Consider the following 15,160-nt stretch of genomic DNA (forward strand, 5'->3'; position numbering starts at 1 on the left):
GTCCGCCACTCGTCAGCGAAGCAGCAAGCTGCTTCCTGTTACCGTTCGACTTGCATGTGTTAGGCCTGCCGCCAGCGTTCAATCTGAGCCATGATCAAACTCTTCAATTTAAAAGTTTGATGCTCAAAGAATTAAACTTCGTAATGAATTACGTGTTCACTCTTGAGACTTGGTATTCATTTTTCGTCTTGCGACGTTAAGAATCCGTATCTTCGAGTGCCCACACAGATTGTCTGATAAATTGTTAAAGAGCAGTGCAACGCGGCTTTCGCTCACCGTTGCGAGGTGGCGTATATTACGCTTTCCTCTTTCAGAGTCAACCCTGAATTTCAGGATTTTTCTCTTCAACCGACCGGCTGTTTGTGTGAAGTGATTCACATCCGCCGTGTCGATGGAGGCGCATTATAGGGAGTCGGTTCAGGAAGACAAGCGGAAAAATGCATTTTTGTTTTAACCGCTCATCTTTTATCCATAACGCTTATTTTTGCTGCTTTTTTATCGCCGATGGCAGATCGGCAAGGCTGTTTAACACCCAGTCCGCCGCGTTTTCTGCTTCTGCCGTGACCGGTTTGCCCGTACGCACCAGCACTTTTGTCCCGACATTTGCCGCCGCAGCCGCCTGCATATCTTCCAGCTTGTCTCCCACCATATAAGAAGCCGCCATATCGATATGCAGGAAATCACGCGCCGAGATAAGCATTCCTGGATGCGGCTTGCGGCAATCACATACCTGACGGAACTCTTCTATACTGCCCTGCGGATGGTGAGGACAATAATAGATGCCGTCCAAATCAACATCGCGATCCGCCAACGACCAGTCCATCCATTCGGTTAACGTTTCAAACTGCGCCTCAGTGAATTTGCCGCGCGCGATTCCGGACTGGTTCGTCACCACCACCAACGCATAGCCCATTTTTTTTAGCTCGCGCATCGCGTCAATAACACCGTCTATAAACTCGAATGCATCGATTTCATGTACGTAGCCGTGATCCACATTAATGGTGCCGTCACGGTCGAGAAAAATTGCGGGTACAGACTTTGCCACCTTTTATAGCTCCTGAGTAAAGCAAGTGGCGCTAGTATCGCATGTTTCAGCAGGCAAGAAAGTGCTCATCGTATAAAGCCTGATTGATTTAGACGTCTGGATGCCTTAACATCCATTCTGTTGACGGCGTTGACCGTATTAGACAGACGAAAATGCCACGGCTAACTTAATTACGATAATAAATAACCAATGATTAAACTTTCTAATATTACCAAAGTGTTCCAGCAGGGGACGCGCACCATTCAGGCGCTAAATAATGTCAGCCTGCACGTGCCTGCCGGGCAGATTTATGGCGTCATTGGCGCCTCCGGCGCCGGTAAAAGTACGCTTATCCGCTGCGTTAACTTACTTGAACGCCCAACCGAAGGTAGCGTTCAGGTCGGCGGTCAGGAGCTGACAACGCTTTCAGAGTCTGAGTTGACCAAAGCTCGCCGTCAAATCGGCATGATTTTCCAACATTTTAACCTGCTCTCTTCCCGTACCGTGTTTGGCAACGTCGCGTTGCCGCTGGAACTGGATAACACACCAAAGGAAGAGATCAAACGCCGTGTCACAGAGCTGCTGGATTTAGTCGGTCTTGGCGACAAGCACGACAGCTATCCGGCAAATCTTTCCGGCGGTCAGAAACAGCGTGTCGCGATTGCCCGCGCGTTAGCCAGTAATCCAAAAGTGTTGCTGTGCGATGAAGCCACCAGCGCGCTTGATCCCGCAACGACCCGTTCGATTCTGGAATTGCTGAAAGATATCAACCGTCGTCTGGGGTTGACGATTCTGCTTATCACTCATGAAATGGATGTCGTGAAACGTATCTGCGACTGCGTTGCCGTTATCAGTAATGGCGAGCTTATTGAGCAGGATACGGTCAGCGAAGTCTTCTCGCATCCTAAAACGCCGCTGGCGCAGAAGTTTATTCAGTCCACTCTGCACCTGGACATTCCGGAAGATTACCAGGCGCGTTTGAAAGCGTCGCCGGAAACTGACAGCGTGCCGATGCTGCGCATGGAATTCACCGGACAGTCTGTGGATGCCCCGCTGCTTTCTGAAACCGCGCGTCGTTTCAACGTGAACAATAATATTATCAGCGCGCAGATGGATTACGCGGGCGGTGTGAAGTTCGGCATTATGCTAACGGAAATGCACGGCACACAAGAAGAGACGCAAGCCGCAATTGCCTGGCTGCAGGATCACCATGTGAAAGTAGAGGTACTGGGTTATGTCTGAGGCAATGATGTGGTTACTGGTTCGTGGCGTCTGGGAAACGCTGGCGATGACCTTTGTCTCCGGTTTCTTCGGTTTCGTGATTGGCCTGCCGGTTGGCGTATTGCTGTATGTTACGCGCCCGGGGCAGATTATGGAGAACGCCAGGCTGTATCGCTCCCTCTCTGCGGTGGTCAATATTTTCCGCTCGATTCCCTTTATCATCCTGCTGGTGTGGATGATTCCTTTTACCCGAATAATTGTCGGCACCTCCATTGGTTTGCAGGCCGCGATTGTACCGCTGACCGTCGGTGCCGCGCCTTTTATCGCCCGTATGGTGGAAAATGCATTGTTAGAGATCCCTGCCGGGCTGATTGAAGCCTCGCGAGCGATGGGCGCCACGCCGCTGCAAATTGTACGTAAAATCCTTTTACCGGAAGCGCTGCCTGGTCTGGTGAATGCGGCAACCATTACACTGATCACCCTGGTCGGTTACTCCGCAATGGGCGGCGCCGTCGGCGCAGGCGGCCTCGGTCAAATCGGCTATCAGTACGGTTATATTGGATACAATGCTACCGTGATGAATACGGTGCTGGTATTACTCGTCGTTCTGGTTTATTTAATTCAGTTATCCGGCGATCGCATCGTCAGGGCTGTCACGCATAAGTAACGTTAAACACAACACAAATACTCATTAAGGAAATAAGCATGGCGTTCAAATTCAAAACCTTTGCGGCAGTGGGTGCTCTGATTGGTTCTCTGGCACTTGCGGGTTGCGGTCAGGATGAAAAAGATCCGAATCATATTAAAGTCGGCGTAATCGTTGGCGCAGAGCAGCAAGTTGCCGAAGTCGCGCAGAAAGTCGCGAAAGAAAAATACGGCCTGGACGTGGAATTGGTGACCTTTAATGATTATGTTCTGCCTAATGAAGCACTGAGCAAAGGCGATATCGATGCCAATGCCTTCCAGCACAAACCGTATCTGGATCAGCAAATCAAAGATCGCGGCTACAAACTGGTTTCTGTTGGTAAGACTTTTGTCTATCCCATTGCAGGATATTCCAAAAAAATCAAATCTCTGGATGAGCTCAAGGACGGTTCCCAGGTCGCTGTGCCTAACGACCCGACCAACCTTGGTCGTTCCCTGCTGCTGCTGCAAAAAGTAGGGCTAATTAAACTGAAAGACGGCGTCGGTCTGCTTCCTACCTCGCTGGATATCGTGGAAAACCCGAAAAATCTGAAAATTGTTGAGCTGGAAGCGCCGCAGTTGCCGCGTTCGCTGGATGACGCGCAGATCGCGTTAGCGGTCATCAATACGACATACGCCAGCCAGATTGGCCTGACGCCAGCGAAAGACGGTATCTTCGTTGAAGATAAAGATTCTCCGTACGTTAACCTGATCGTGACGCGTGAAGATAACAAAGACGCCGAGAATGTGAAAAAATTCGTTCAGGCTTACCAGTCTGATGAAGTGTACGAAGCCGCAAATAAAGTTTTTAATGGCGGTGCGGTGAAAGGCTGGTAAGTTTTAGGCTGATTCCACAATCTGTAATATTATTCAGGACGGGCTATTGCCCGTCTTGTCATTTATGCAAGCTCCTGATTCAATATCTGGCAATTAGAACATTCATTGAGGAAATATTATGCGTGCTTTACCGATCTGTTTATTGGCACTCATGCTGGGCGGTTGTTCCATGCTAAGCAGATCCCCTGTTGAACCCGTTCAAAGCACCGCAACCCCGCCAAAAGCGGAGCCGGAGAAACCTAAAGCGCCGCGTGCCGCTCCCGTCAGGATTTACACCAATGCTGAAGACTTAGTCGGCAAACCTTTCCGCGATCTTGGCGAAGTTAGCGGCGAATCCTGCCAGGCGACAAATCAAGACTCTCCGCCTAACATTCCAACTGCGCGCAAGCGTATGCAGATTAATGCATCTAAAATGAAAGCCAACGCCGTCCTGCTGCACAGCTGTGAAATTACCAGCGGCACGCCAGGCTGCTACCGTCAGGCGGTTTGTATCGGGTCCGCCCTGAATATTTCGGCGAAATGAGCAGCTTTCAGTTTGAACAAATCGGCGTTATTCGCTCCCCCTATAAAGAAAAATTCGCCGTTCCGCGCCAGCCTGGTCTGGTCAAAAGCGCCTGCGGCGAACTGCATCTGATAGCGCCTTACAACCAGGCCGATGCCGTTCGCGGCCTGGAAGCGTTCAGCCATTTGTGGGTGCTTTTCGTTTTTCATCAGACGATGGACGGCGGCTGGCGGCCGACAGTTCGTCCGCCCCGTCTTGGCGGTAACGCCAGAATGGGCGTTTTTGCCACGCGCTCCACGTTCCGCCCCAATCCGATTGGCATGTCGCTCGTTGCGCTAAAAGGTATCGAGTGCCGGAAAGAGAGCGTAATTCTGAAATTAGGCAGTCTGGATCTGGTGGATGGCACGCCGGTGGTGGATATCAAACCGTATTTACCGTTTGCCGAGGCCTTACCGGACGCCGCCGCCAGCTATGCGCAACAGGCGCCGATAGCTGAAATGCCCGTGAGTTTTACCGCTGAGGTGGCTCAACAGCTTACGACGCTGGAAAGGCGTTATCCGCAGCTACGGACATTTATTTGCGATGTGCTGGCGCAAGATCCTCGCCCGGCTTATCGTAAGGGTGAAGAGACGGGCAAAACCTATGCCGTCTGGCTGCATGATTTTAACGTGCGCTGGCGTGTGGTTAACTCGGGATTTGAAGTGTTTGCGCTGGAACCACGGTAATTTCACGCCCTTCTCTTTTGACATCTCTTGCACGCTGGTAAACTAAATCACTTTTTTTGTATCAGGCTCACATTGAGCCTGTTCGATCGTTCAACTGGAACCGTAACAACATGCGTACTAGCCAATACCTGCTCTCCACTCTGAAGGAGACACCTGCCGACGCCGAGGTTATCAGCCACCAGCTGATGCTGCGCGCCGGGATGATCCGCAAGCTCGCCTCCGGGTTATATACCTGGCTGCCGACCGGCCTGCGCGTCCTGAAAAAAGTCGAAAACATCGTGCGTGAAGAGATGAACAACGCCGGTGCTATCGAGGTGTCGATGCCAGTCGTTCAGCCAGCCGACCTGTGGCAAGAGAGTGGTCGTTGGGAACAGTACGGTCCGGAACTGCTGCGTTTTGTCGACCGTGGCGAGCGTCCGTTCGTACTCGGCCCGACCCACGAAGAAGTTATCACCGATCTGGTGCGTAATGAACTCAGCTCTTATAAGCAGTTGCCGCTGAACTTCTTCCAAATCCAGACCAAATTCCGTGATGAAGTGCGTCCGCGCTTTGGCGTGATGCGTTCGCGCGAATTCCTGATGAAAGATGCTTACTCTTTCCACACCTCTCAGGAGTCGTTGCAGGAAACCTATGACGCCATGTACGCCGCGTATAGCCGTATCTTCAGCCGTATGGGGCTGGATTTCCGCGCGGTACAGGCCGATACCGGTTCTATCGGCGGCAACGCCTCGCATGAATTCCAGGTGCTGGCGCAAAGCGGCGAAGACGATATCGTTTTCTCTGATGTTTCTGATTACGCGGCTAACATTGAACTGGCAGAAGCTATCGCGCCGCAAACGCCGCGCGCAGCGGCGACGCAGGAAATGACTCTGGTCGATACGCCAAATGCCAAAACCATCGCGGAGCTGGTGGAACAATTCAACCTGCCAATTGAAAAAACGGTAAAAACGCTGCTGGTGAAAGCGGTGAAAGACAGCAAGTCTCCGCTGGTGGCTCTGCTGGTTCGCGGCGATCATGAACTGAATGAAGTTAAAGCGGAAAAACTGCCGCACGTTGCCAGCCCGCTGACCTTCGCTACCGAAGAAGAGATTCGCGCCGTGATTAATGCCGGCCCTGGCTCCCTCGGCCCGGTCAATATGCCGATTCCGGTCATCATCGATCGCACCGTTGCCGCCATGAGCGATTTTGCCGCTGGCGCCAACATCGACGGTAAACACTACTTTGGTATTAACTGGGATCGCGATGTGGCGACGCCTGTTGTTGCCGACATCCGTAACGTAGTCGCCGGCGATCCGAGTCCGGATGGTCAGGGAACGTTGCTTATCAAACGCGGTATCGAAGTGGGTCACATCTTCCAGTTAGGTACCAAGTACTCAGAAGCGCTGAAAGCCTCCGTTCAGGGTGAAGATGGCCGTAACCAGATCCTGACAATGGGCTGCTACGGTATCGGCGTAACACGTGTCGTTGCCGCGGCTATCGAGCAGAACTTTGACGAGCGCGGCATTGTATGGCCTGACGCCATTGCGCCTTTCCAGGTCGCTATTCTGCCGATGAATATGCACAAATCCTTCCGTGTGCAGGAGCTGGCGGAAAAGCTGTACAGCGAATTGCGCGCGCAGGGCATTGAAGTGCTGATGGACGACCGTAAAGAGCGCCCGGGCGTGATGTTTGCCGATATGGAGCTGATTGGTATTCCACATACTATCGTGATTGGCGATCGCAACCTGGATAACGACGATATTGAGTATAAATACCGTCGTAGCGGTGAAAAATCGCTGATTAAAACCGGCGATATCGTTGATTATCTGGTCAAGGCCATTAAAGGCTAAACGACATTTTGTTGGGATTGCCCGGCGCCATCCGGCAGATATGTAAAGGCCTCGCACCCTGCGAGGCCTTTTATTAGTGAGTGCAATCTTTACCCGGCGCAAACTTCACATTTTTATCAGCTATTAGCGTTTTTACCGGCTCGCCCGTGTCCGGATTCGCGGCTAACACAAAATGCCCTTCTACCGTCAGCAGCACCGGTTTTTCCGCTTCACCTTTCGCCGCCAGATAGCCGCGCTCAAGCTGGGCGTTACTGGCGACCGGCAGCCGTTTTCCGGTCGCGCAATCGGTAAAGGTCGCCGCATCGGCCCTGTATACATACATACCACGCAGCGGCATTGGCGTTACCGGCAGGCTGGCGGTAACAGGCACCAGCGTATAATTAAGCTGCGAAGCCACCGGATTGCCTTCTCTGTCGAGCATCTCCAGCGCATTGCCTTTCGCGCGATAATACGATTTCTCGCCATTGCTGTCGGTTAACACCAGTTTATCCGCCGTCCGCGCCCAGGTACCGTATGACGCAAAAGAGGAAGGTTCTTCGCGCACGCCCTGATAGCGCTCGTTCATCACCCATGTGCCGTCTTTTTCCAGAAACAGTGACGTTTCAATACCTTCACAATCCGCACAGGGCAGCACGCCGCGCCAGCTTTGCTGCATGGGTTTTAATTCCGCCGCCTGCGCAGGTTGCAGGGCGTCAACTTCCGCACGGTTATTACACCCTATCAATGCAAATAGCGTACAGGCTGCCGCTACTGACAATATTGCTGTTCTCACCATAAAATCCTTATGAAATTGCTATTCCTGCCCGTCAATCCAGTGGACGACGAACTTTGCCGCGAAGCGCCTTTACAGAAGATTTTTGCGCCTTTGAGGATAAGCGGCGCTCTTTCGAGGCACGCGTCGGACGGGTTGCGCGACGGCTTTTCTGCTCCGCGGTTAATTCTTTTATGACGGCAACCAGCCTGGCGATAGCCGCTTCCCGGTTGAGCTCCTGGCTCCGGAACTCCTGCGCCTTAATGATAATGACGCCATCATCGCTTATCAGATGGTGGCTGGCCGTCAGCAAACGCTGTTTATAATACTCTGGCAGGCCAGAGGCCCGAATGTCAAAGCGCAAATGAATCGCGCTAGAGGTCTTATTTACGTGCTGACCACCCGCGCCCTGCGCGCGAATGGCCGTAATTTCCAGCTCATTGTCGGCTATGGAGACCGTCCGGGAGATGGCAATCATGAGGGCTGTTGCCAGGCGGTTAGCTGTATTTCCAGATTATTCCGAGCATCAGAAAGCCAGATTGCGCCGTCCTGAATCGTCGCCTGTAGCGTCATGGTACGATCGGCAAATTCACTGAGCTGCGCCAGTTGCCCGTCATCCAGATACCAGACGGACAGGTTAGCGAACTGCGCGCACTTGCTTTGATGCTGCTGCCACCAGATTTGCGCCGCCCGGGAGTTATAAGCAAAGAGCGCGACGTCGCTCGCCTGAGTACAGGCTTTCTTAATACGGCGCTCATCCGGCAGCCCCAGCTCTATCCAGAGATCGATGCCCAGATGATCGTTACGCAGCCAGGCCTCCGGCTCATCTTCCGCGCTGAGCCCGCGTGTAAACTGCAACCGTTCATCAGCATATTTTATCCATGCCAACAGGCGCAGCATCATGCGCTCCTGCGTTTCAGAAGGGTGACGCGCCAGCGTCAATGCCGCATCCAGAAACCGGTTGCGATCAAGGTCAGCCACATTGACGACGGCTTTATAAATTGTCGCTTTAAGCGCCATGAGAAAACTCCTTTCGAATCAGGCGCCCATTGTAGCGAAAACCGCGCTAAAAGGCTGTTAACGAATCTTTTACCCACTCGCGTCAGGCGCTGATATTGCGCAAATGAGTATGGTATAGTCACCTTGCTAAACAAGATTTAACTTCGTAGGCTTAGACTTGCATCCACGGTTAAGTCAGAATGCTGACAGGAGGGCATGTGGAAAAATATTGTGAGTTAGTACGCAAGCAGTATGCGGAAATCGCCAGCGGAGACTTAGGGTATGTCCCGGATGCGCTGGGTTGTGTATTGAAAGTGCTTAATGAAGTGGCGGCAGATAGCGCCCTTTCAGAGTCGGTCAGGGAAAAGGCAGCTTATGCTGCCGCGAACTTACTGGTGAGCGATTATGTCAATGAATGAAACGTATCAACCCATTAATTGCGATGACTACGATAGTCTTGAGCTTGCCTGCATGCATCATTTAATACTGACGCTAACGTTAAAAGATGGCGAGGTTTTGCAGGCAAAAGCGAACGATTTGATCTTACGTAAAAACGTAGAATATCTGCTTGCCGAAGTTTCCGGCGAGTCTTGTGAGCTTCGTCTCGATAAAATCGCCAGTTTCAGCCACCCGGAAATTGGTACCGTGGTAGTTAGCGAATCCTGAGTATTTTGTTGCCGGATGGTGGTGCAAGCACCTTATCCGGCCTACGTTCCATGCGATACGCAGGCCTGATAAGCGCAGCGCCATCAGGCATGCCAAACCAGACTCACCCCTTCTTTATCTTCTGCTGCTCCCTCACGCGTCACAAAAACACCCGCAGCCGCAATCAGCGTTTCGCCGTAAAACAACAGCGGCGTGGTATCTCGTCGCCAGGGCGGGATCCCCTGCTCCTGCCAGATTTTCTTTAACTTACGTCCACCGTTACGCCCGACAATATGTAATACGCCTGGCGCTTTAAACCGAATGCTGACGGATTCTTCCTCTCGCGGTCGGCGCAGTTCGCCGCCAGGAGCGAGCTGTACCGTCCCTAAGCCGGCAGGCAGCGCCAGCGGTGTTTGCCAGACGGGCCAGGCGACCGTCGTTTCGTGTTGTCCGGCCACGGATTTAATCCACCACAGTTGCGACTGATAACGGCGAATCTCGTGATCGCCAAAACGTAAACAGGGAGAGGCATCGTCGCGCGCCAGCGCCACCTCCTGCCAGATACGTTCCAGCGCGTCGCGAGAGGGCATCGGCGCATTACGCATCGCCAGCCAGCGACGCAAAATCGCTGCCCGCCGTACATCGCTCATCGACATTAATGGAGAGAGCCGCAATGTTCCCTCCGTCGTGATACAGTCCGTAAGATCGCTGGCCAGAAGCTCGTCCAGCAGCCTTTCTTGCTCGGCGCAGAGCGTCGCGCTACGGGCTACCGCCGCAGGAAAATGCGGCCAGCGCTGCTGCAAGAGCGGAAGCGCGCGCAGGCGTAAAAAATTGCGATCGTAGGCATCATCCTGATTGCTTTCATCTTCAATCCAGCATAAGCCATGACGCACAGCCCACTGTTCCAGCGTCTTCCGCGTTTCTCTCAACAGCGGGCGAAGAAGCAGAGTTCCGGCAAAAGGCGAGCGTTCTCCCATCGCGGAAAGTCCGGCCGGACCGCTGCCGCGCTTTAACGCCAGCAGAAACGTTTCACACTGATCGTCAAGGTGCTGCGCGGTTGCCAGCACTTCGCCAGGCAATAGCGTCTGTGCGAACGCCCGGTAGCGCGCTTCACGCGCATGGGCCTCGATACCCAGGCCATTATCCGCCAGCGTCACCCGCTCCACTACCAGCGGAACCTGCCAGCGTTCGCATACGGTTTCGCAATGCCGCACCCAGCTATCAGCATGAGGGCTTAAACCGTGATGAATATGGATAGCACGCAGCGTGACGTCAGGATGGCGTTCTCGCCACAACACCAGTTGATGCAACAGCACCGTAGAATCCAGGCCGCCGCTAAAGGCAGCCAGAATACGGCGAGAAGAGAGTAACGAGGTATTCAACGTGAGAGTGGTCATGATCCATGCTTATAGTGACTTAGCCCGGCAACGTTACCTGGCGAGCGTCTTAATGACAAGCCTTACTGCTCATACAGCTCAAGCGGTAAACCGTCCGGATCGTTGAAAAAAGTAAAGCGCTTCCCGGTATACGGATCGATGCGTATCGGTTCGCACTTAACCTGATGCTTTTCCAGATGCGCAACGGCGTTTTCCACATTTTCCACGCTGAAAGCCAGATGGCGCAGGCCGCAGGCTTCAGGTCGGCTTGGACGCGCCGGAGGGAAGGGAAAAGAGAAAAGCTCAATCACATACTGCCCGTTTAGCGCCAAATCGCCCTTCCACGAGTCACGCTCTTCCCGCCAGACTTCGCTTAGCAGATCGAACCCCAGAATATCGCAATAAAACGCCTTGCTCACCGCATAGTCTGTCGCAATGATCGCGATGTGATGAACCTGTTTTAATCCCAGCATAGCGTCTCCTTTATTGATTATCAGTACGTTACTCGTCACATTCCCGTCAGGCAAGCTAGCAGGCGTGTTTTAAGACTCGTACCTGGTACACCCCGTCTTCATTCCGTTTCGCGCCGTGAATATCCGTTTCAAAACCGGGATAATGCTGGCCAATCGAGCAGAGCATCAGCAGAAAATCGAGCACGGCCCGACTCTGTTGCGTGATCCTCTCGCCGGGCATCAACAGCGGAACGCCTGGCGGATAAGGCAGGATCATATTCGCGGAAACGCGCCCTGGCAGTTGATCGAGCGCCACGGTTTCCACCTCACCTTTGATCTGACGCTGCCAGGCCTGGTGCGGGGTCATGATCATCTCCGGTAAAACCTCGAACGCCCGCAGCATCAGCCCCGGAAGATCGTGCTGGCGGATCAGTTTATGGATCCCCTGCGCCAGATCCTGAATGCGCATATTGCGATAAAAATCCGGATCTTCCGCATACAGATCCGGCAACATATTTTTGACGCGCAGGTTAAGATCGTAGGCGCGTTTAAATTCCGTCAGTCCGCGCAGCAGCCCCATCGCACGGGTCTTATCAATCCCTATGCTGAACAAAAACAGCAGATTATACGGCCCGGTTTTTTCCACCACCACGCCTCGCTCATCAAGGAACTTCGCCACCAGCGCGGCGGGTATCCCCTCTTCGCTCATGTTGCCCTGTTCATCCATCCCCGGCGTCAGGATTGTCACCTTAACCGGATCGAGGAACATATGATCGTCATCGGCATCGGTGAAGCCATGCCAGGTTTCTCCCGGCGTGACCGGCCAGCATTCGGCCTCATCAACCTCTTCCGGCTGCCAGATATCAAAGAACCAGCTATCGGACTCTTCACGTAGCCGCTGTACCTCTTTACGAAAATGGAGCGCCCGTTCCACCGAACGATTAATCAATCTTTTCCCTGGATTGCCGCGCAGCATCGCCGCTGCGGTCTCGATAGAGGCGACAATGGGATAGCTCGGCGATGTGGAAGTGTGCATCATAAACGCTTCGTTAAACGTCTCTTCGTCATATTCCCCTTTGATATGAATAAGCGACGCCTGCGAAAAAGCCGCCAGCATTTTATGGGTGGATTGCGTTTCGAAAATCACTTTTCCGGGCACCCGATCGCCGCTCATCCCGCTTTTCCCCTGGTAGATCGGATGGAAATGGGTATAGGGTACCCAGGCGGAATCAAAATGGATCGAGGGAACGTCCAGCATTTGCTTGATCCAGTTAGTGTTATACAGCAGACCATCGTAAGTCGAATTGGTGATAACCGCATGCACCGGCCATTGCGCCTGAGGGGTCTCCTCTATCTTGCTTTCGATGCTTGCACGGGTAAATTCCCTTCGGGGAATACCGCCGAGAATGCCGAGCGCATTGCGCGTCGGCTTCAACCAGAGAGGCACCACATCGCTCATCATCAGCAAATGCGCCAGCGATTTATGGCAATTGCGATCAATAAGTAGCGTACTTCCCGCAGGCGCGGCATACATACCGACAATTTTATTCGAGGTCGACGTACCGTTCGTCACCATATAACTCTGCTCGGCGCCAAAAGTACGGGCGATATACTCTTCCGCTTCCAGATGCGGCCCGGTGTGATCCAGCAGCGATCCCAGTTCAGTCACCGAAATCGACACATCGGCCTTTAAGGTATTGCCGCCAAAAAAGTCATAAAACAGACAGCCTGGCGGGCTTTTCTGATACGCCGTTCCCGCCATATGACCCGGCGTACAAAAGGTATATTTTCCTTCTTTGGCGTAGGTAAACAGCGCTTTGGTAAACGGCGGCGTAATATTATCGAGATATTCGTTTGTATATTGATGAATGCGCGTCGCGATATCTTCAGCCAGCCCCAATGCATACTCAAAAAACCACAGCGCCATGCGCATATCGTGAACGCTAACGTCCAGCGTGGAGTTGGTATTGATAAAGGCGTAGAGAGGAAGGTATTCATTTAGCTGGTTGATTTCGCTACAAAGGTCGAGACTGTATTCATCCCAGTCAAAAATAACGCCGCAGATGCGCGGGTTATGTTCAATAAACTTCAACAAGTCAACGCTATTTTGCGGCCAGATAATTTGAAATCCCAGGGATTGTAATGCACGCTCAAGCTCCTTGATGGGTTCATCTTTATAATAAACCCCGTGCGGCCCCATAATGGCGATGATGTTCATGCTTTCTCCTGAAAAAACCTGAGATAAGCATAGTAACAATCCTGCCGATGCAAAGCACCGACAGGATTTATCTTATTACAATGCGTTCCATGCATCGGCCCAGGCAATCCCTACGCCGGGCTCATAGTAGGCAGGCGCAACATTACACCATGAGCCTTCCGGGAACGGTTTGCACTGGTACAATGCGCCATTACTGTTAACGATGTCGCCCGGATTCCATTTCTGGCTGCTGCTCCAGGCAGGGTAGCTGGTGGTCTTATCTTCGTCATCCGCAGCGGCGGCCTTCGCTTTCACATTCAGCGTATAAACCGCTGTACTGGAGAGCGTACCGTCGCTAACGGTCAGATTCACCACATACTGGGTGTTCTGAGTGACATCCGGCGCGTTGAAAATCACAACGGCTTTATCCTGGCCGCTCAGCGTTTTGCCATCCTGCGACATCCAGGTATAGGTGAGCTTGTCGCCATTCGCGTCGGTCGATCCTTCCGCGCTGAGTGAAACCGGGCTACCAGCTTCCACCGCCCCGACCGGCCCGGCAATGCGCGCGACTGGCGCCACGTTTTCATCCGTCACTGGCGCCGGAGTTGGCGTGACATCCGGTTCAGTGGTTCCGTTATCATCGACGACATTAACGTTGAAATAATGCTGTACACATTTCGTGTAGTCGCCCTCTTTAAAGGCGGTATACGGCGTCTGATATCCCACTAACTGGCAGGAATAGGTTTTACCGTCCGCAGTATCGGCGCTCCAGCCCCAGTCTTGTTCCCAATAGATCGGTAACGCGCCAGCGCCGCCCTCATCGAACTGCTTCATCTTTTTACAGCCCAACACTTCGTCCGCCGGCACCGGCACTTTCAGGTAGTTGGCAAACTCTTTGTAGTAGGCGATACGGTTAAGCGACTGCGCATTCTCATCTGCGCCGCCGCACTCCACGCCGCCATTGATGATCTGAATGGTGACGCCGAAACCTGATACCAGGCCGTTTGCTTTATCGCGATCGTTTGGCTGCCAGGTACCGTCAATCACATGTAGCATAGACGGCTTCGGCGGCTGCGGGTACACAAAGAAGAAGACGGCGCTCGCCAGGTTCATCCAGGTATCCGCCACCAGCTCGGGTTTATCCAGCAGAGGGCGAACGTCGCCATACATCGCGTCAGAGAAAGGCCCATAGTTGTAGTTATAAGAAAGCTGTTTTGCCCCGCGACCAAAATAGCTGAGGAAATCGCCGTCCTTATCTTTACCGCACGGCCAGGTCTGGCCCTGCCATACATCCGGGTTACATTCGCCGTTGTAGCCGCCTTTCTGCCCTTCAGTCCAGCCGACTTCGCGCAGATAGACCAGCGCCTGACGCCATTCCGGAATGTCACGCCAGCTTTCGTGACCGCCCGTCTCCTGGGCAAAATGCGCAAACATAGTAGCCAGGGTTTTACGGCAGATAGCGTCGCTATCGCGTCCATCGGTGTAGGTACCACAAACCGCCGGGAATTTACCTATCGCTTTCAGGAAGTTAGAGTAAGTGTATTCCGGCGCGCGCATCGGGAACAGATAATCCCAGTCGGCCTCTTTCAGAATACTTTCAACGCGTTTTACGTTTGCCGGGTTAGCGGCGCGCCCCGGTTCGATTTGTTCGACCGCGCTGTTATCCAACGTCTGGATAGAGGATTTCACTGCCTCCATTAACGGAAAATCCGTCAGCGCTTTCTCTTTCGCCGCCAGATCGCTGGCGTTGATGGTCATTGGCTCACTACTGCTAAGCAGCGGCGCGGCCTGCGCACCGGATAAGCTCAACATGATTCCTGCCGCCACGGCGCTGAGCGCCAGTGTTTTTTGCAATCCCATAATTTTCTCCTTGAAGGGTAGTTCACTGCCTGCCCTGGCCACACGCCTGGCAGTTGCT

16 protein-coding genes and 1 rRNA gene are annotated in these 15,160 nt (G+C 53.1%); 8 read left to right on the plus strand and 9 right to left on the minus strand.

Going from position 1 to position 15,160, the window contains the following annotated elements; translation table 11 throughout:
* A 16S ribosomal RNA gene (locus ACH0VJ_RS05015) occupies positions 1-110 on the minus strand; the annotation flags it as partial.
* Between the two features lie 368 nt (positions 111-478).
* A complete protein-coding gene (gmhB, locus tag ACH0VJ_RS05020; protein ID WP_001140158.1) occupies positions 479-1,045 on the minus strand; it encodes a D-glycero-beta-D-manno-heptose 1,7-bisphosphate 7-phosphatase in 567 nt (188 codons plus the stop codon).
* Between the two features lie 189 nt (positions 1,046-1,234).
* On the opposite strand from gmhB, the gene metN reads away from it, so the two are divergent.
* The 6 genes from metN (at position 1,235) to proS (ending at position 6,822) form a co-directional block, all read left to right on the plus strand.
* Positions 1,235-2,266 (plus strand): methionine ABC transporter ATP-binding protein MetN, encoded by a 1,032-nt coding sequence (metN, locus tag ACH0VJ_RS05025; protein WP_000594021.1) that lies wholly within the window; start codon positions 1,235-1,237, stop codon positions 2,264-2,266.
* The gene (locus ACH0VJ_RS05030; RefSeq protein ID WP_001287486.1) at positions 2,259-2,912 is read left to right on the plus strand and encodes a methionine ABC transporter permease MetI; all 654 of its coding nucleotides are present in this window, start codon (positions 2,259-2,261) and stop codon (positions 2,910-2,912) included. The genes metN and ACH0VJ_RS05030 overlap by 8 nt, the downstream gene beginning before the upstream one ends.
* A gap of 38 nt (positions 2,913-2,950) precedes the next feature.
* Positions 2,951-3,766, plus strand: coding sequence for a methionine ABC transporter substrate-binding lipoprotein MetQ (gene metQ, locus ACH0VJ_RS05035; protein ID WP_000874215.1), 816 nt, complete (start codon positions 2,951-2,953; stop codon positions 3,764-3,766).
* A gap of 118 nt (positions 3,767-3,884) precedes the next feature.
* Complete coding sequence (gene rcsF / locus ACH0VJ_RS05040) at positions 3,885-4,289, plus strand: Rcs stress response system protein RcsF (protein WP_001202315.1); 405 nt, start codon at positions 3,885-3,887, stop codon at positions 4,287-4,289.
* Positions 4,286-4,993, plus strand: coding sequence for a tRNA (N6-threonylcarbamoyladenosine(37)-N6)-methyltransferase TrmO (tsaA, locus tag ACH0VJ_RS05045; RefSeq protein WP_000093986.1), 708 nt, complete (start codon positions 4,286-4,288; stop codon positions 4,991-4,993). The genes rcsF and tsaA overlap by 4 nt, the downstream gene beginning before the upstream one ends.
* Positions 4,994-5,103: 110 nt before the next feature.
* The gene (gene proS, locus ACH0VJ_RS05050) at positions 5,104-6,822 is read left to right on the plus strand and encodes a proline--tRNA ligase (RefSeq protein WP_001260683.1); all 1,719 of its coding nucleotides are present in this window, start codon (positions 5,104-5,106) and stop codon (positions 6,820-6,822) included.
* A 73-nt stretch (positions 6,823-6,895) separates the two neighbouring features.
* On the opposite strand, the gene nlpE is transcribed toward proS, so the two are convergent.
* Genes nlpE through ACH0VJ_RS05065 form a run of 3 tightly spaced genes read right to left on the minus strand, consistent with a single transcriptional unit; the run spans position 6,896 to position 8,593 of the window.
* Positions 6,896-7,597, minus strand: a complete 702-nt coding sequence (gene nlpE, locus ACH0VJ_RS05055) for an envelope stress response activation lipoprotein NlpE (RefSeq protein ID WP_000252575.1) — start codon at positions 7,595-7,597, stop codon at positions 6,896-6,898.
* Between the two features lie 31 nt (positions 7,598-7,628).
* Positions 7,629-8,051, minus strand: coding sequence for an alternative ribosome rescue aminoacyl-tRNA hydrolase ArfB (gene arfB, locus ACH0VJ_RS05060; protein ID WP_000560527.1), 423 nt, complete (start codon positions 8,049-8,051; stop codon positions 7,629-7,631).
* Positions 8,048-8,593 carry a YaeQ family protein gene (locus ACH0VJ_RS05065; protein ID WP_001185319.1) on the minus strand — a complete coding sequence of 182 codons (546 nt, stop codon included), beginning with the start codon at positions 8,591-8,593 and terminating at the stop codon, positions 8,048-8,050. The genes arfB and ACH0VJ_RS05065 overlap by 4 nt, the downstream gene beginning before the upstream one ends.
* 197 nt (positions 8,594-8,790) lie before the next feature.
* Here ACH0VJ_RS05065 and ACH0VJ_RS05070 point away from each other — a divergent pair, with 197 nt between their 5' ends.
* Together ACH0VJ_RS05070 and rof are read left to right on the plus strand one after the other, a co-directional pair.
* A complete protein-coding gene (locus ACH0VJ_RS05070; protein ID WP_001536583.1) occupies positions 8,791-8,991 on the plus strand; it encodes a YaeP family protein in 201 nt (66 codons plus the stop codon).
* Entirely contained in the window at positions 8,978-9,238 is a 261-nt protein-coding gene (gene rof, locus ACH0VJ_RS05075) for a Rho-binding antiterminator (RefSeq protein ID WP_000062330.1), read from the plus strand. Before ACH0VJ_RS05070 ends, rof begins: the two co-directional genes overlap by 14 nt.
* Positions 9,239-9,321: 83 nt before the next feature.
* Here the strand turns inward: rof and tilS are convergent, their stop codons facing one another.
* The 4 genes from tilS to ACH0VJ_RS05095 all read right to left on the minus strand — a co-directional run bounded on the left by tilS (position 9,322) and on the right by ACH0VJ_RS05095 (position 15,102).
* Positions 9,322-10,614, minus strand: a complete 1,293-nt coding sequence (gene tilS, locus ACH0VJ_RS05080) for a tRNA lysidine(34) synthetase TilS (protein ID WP_000210061.1) — start codon at positions 10,612-10,614, stop codon at positions 9,322-9,324.
* A 62-nt stretch (positions 10,615-10,676) separates the two neighbouring features.
* Positions 10,677-11,066, minus strand: coding sequence for a VOC family protein (locus ACH0VJ_RS05085; RefSeq protein ID WP_000901088.1), 390 nt, complete (start codon positions 11,064-11,066; stop codon positions 10,677-10,679).
* A gap of 55 nt (positions 11,067-11,121) precedes the next feature.
* Complete coding sequence (ldcC, locus tag ACH0VJ_RS05090) at positions 11,122-13,263, minus strand: lysine decarboxylase LdcC (protein ID WP_001021054.1); 2,142 nt, start codon at positions 13,261-13,263, stop codon at positions 11,122-11,124.
* Positions 13,264-13,338: 75 nt separating this feature from the next.
* The gene (locus ACH0VJ_RS05095; protein ID WP_000524168.1) at positions 13,339-15,102 is read right to left on the minus strand and encodes a chitinase; all 1,764 of its coding nucleotides are present in this window, start codon (positions 15,100-15,102) and stop codon (positions 13,339-13,341) included.
* Between the last annotated feature and the right edge of the window lie 58 nt (positions 15,103-15,160).

Origin of the sequence: Salmonella sp. 2020_1459, assembly GCF_043847915.1 — a bacterium.
Classification (GTDB): Bacteria; Pseudomonadota; Gammaproteobacteria; order Enterobacterales; family Enterobacteriaceae; genus Salmonella; species Salmonella enterica.

Coding starts and splice junctions, on each gene's coding strand:
- metN (WP_000594021.1), top strand. CDS start 1,235: ATGATTAAACTTTCTAATATTACCAAAGTGTTCCAGCAGGGGACGCGC.
- ACH0VJ_RS05030 (WP_001287486.1), top strand. CDS start 2,259: ATGTCTGAGGCAATGATGTGGTTACTGGTTCGTGGCGTCTGGGAAACG.
- metQ (WP_000874215.1), top strand. CDS start 2,951: ATGGCGTTCAAATTCAAAACCTTTGCGGCAGTGGGTGCTCTGATTGGT.
- rcsF (WP_001202315.1), top strand. CDS start 3,885: ATGCGTGCTTTACCGATCTGTTTATTGGCACTCATGCTGGGCGGTTGT.
- tsaA (WP_000093986.1), top strand. CDS start 4,286: ATGAGCAGCTTTCAGTTTGAACAAATCGGCGTTATTCGCTCCCCCTAT.
- proS (WP_001260683.1), top strand. CDS start 5,104: ATGCGTACTAGCCAATACCTGCTCTCCACTCTGAAGGAGACACCTGCC.
- nlpE (WP_000252575.1), bottom strand. CDS start 7,597: ATGGTGAGAACAGCAATATTGTCAGTAGCGGCAGCCTGTACGCTATTT.
- arfB (WP_000560527.1), bottom strand. CDS start 8,051: ATGATTGCCATCTCCCGGACGGTCTCCATAGCCGACAATGAGCTGGAA.
- ACH0VJ_RS05065 (WP_001185319.1), bottom strand. CDS start 8,593: ATGGCGCTTAAAGCGACAATTTATAAAGCCGTCGTCAATGTGGCTGAC.
- rof (WP_000062330.1), top strand. CDS start 8,978: ATGTCAATGAATGAAACGTATCAACCCATTAATTGCGATGACTACGAT.
- tilS (WP_000210061.1), bottom strand. CDS start 10,614: ATGACCACTCTCACGTTGAATACCTCGTTACTCTCTTCTCGCCGTATT.
- ACH0VJ_RS05085 (WP_000901088.1), bottom strand. CDS start 11,066: ATGCTGGGATTAAAACAGGTTCATCACATCGCGATCATTGCGACAGAC.
- ldcC (WP_001021054.1), bottom strand. CDS start 13,263: ATGAACATCATCGCCATTATGGGGCCGCACGGGGTTTATTATAAAGAT.
- ACH0VJ_RS05095 (WP_000524168.1), bottom strand. CDS start 15,102: ATGGGATTGCAAAAAACACTGGCGCTCAGCGCCGTGGCGGCAGGAATC.